The organism is Sporosarcina contaminans, assembly GCF_042679045.1.
Classification (GTDB): Bacteria; Bacillota; Bacilli; order Bacillales_A; family Planococcaceae; genus Sporosarcina; species Sporosarcina contaminans.
Genome location: NZ_JBHTLT010000057.1, coordinates 1 through 856 on the forward strand (window position 1 = coordinate 1; position 856 = coordinate 856).

An 856-nucleotide genomic window follows, 5' to 3' on the forward strand; every position below is an offset into this window, starting at 1 on the left:
CCACCTGTTCTATTTTAGGGACTTATTGGACAGCCTCATTTTATATTTAAAAATAGTTAGAAACCCCATGCCAAAGTTACAAAGTATAAAATACTGGTAAGTACAGATGCCCCTGCGACGGTATAAAGCATGTCCGTCGAGGTAAATAAAACATGTTTCCTCATAAATTGCATGCTCTCCTTTCGCTCGAATAGTCATTTTCTCCTTGCTTCAACATTACCCGAATAGATGAAAATAAAACCATTGCCCTAAAATAAAATGATTACGAAACTAATTGTCTATTTCGACGTATACTCTGTTATGATATACAAAATAGTAGAAAGAGAGAGGTGCTTTGCATGAATCGAACGGCCGAGAGAGTGTTATCCATCATCGCCGTCATCATGACTGCAATTGGAACGATTTGCGGATTTATTTTTATGGCATTTTATAGCTTCCTGCAAAATGATCCGGGCTTCCAGCAAGAAATGAAAATGGAATTGCTCGCAGATCCAACTTATACGCAGGCCGATGTTGATGCGGTATTTGTATTCTTTGATGTGTTAGGCGGATTTTTATGGTTCCTTATCATTGCGATGATCATTAGCATCGTATTGAACATTATCGGCATCGTTAATATTTGGAAGGATAAGAATTCTAAATTGGCAGGTATTATGTTCATCATCGCTGGGATATTTGGTGGAATCGTATCGCTTCCATCCATCTTGCTATACATCGCGGCAATTCTTTGCTTCACGAAAAAACCGCCATTGCAGGAAGAACCACAATTTGTGGATCAGCCTTACGATAGCGACTCAATGAGACCGTTATAAAAAACAAGAGGCTGGGACAAAACCCTCCTCTGAAATGAAAAAGC

Annotated in this window: 1 protein-coding gene; it reads left to right on the plus strand. The window is 39.0% G+C overall.

The window, feature by feature from the left end:
- Positions 1-338 precede the first annotated feature (338 nt).
- On the plus strand, positions 339-812 hold the full coding sequence (locus ACFQ38_RS11315; RefSeq protein WP_336824426.1) for a DUF4064 domain-containing protein: 474 nt from the start codon (positions 339-341) through the stop codon (positions 810-812).
- The last annotated feature ends 44 nt before the right edge of the window (positions 813-856 follow it).

Bases quoted from the DNA above. Each gene is read 5' to 3' on its own strand.
- ACFQ38_RS11315 (WP_336824426.1), top strand. From the start codon at position 339: ATGAATCGAACGGCCGAGAGAGTGTTATCCATCATCGCCGTCATCATG.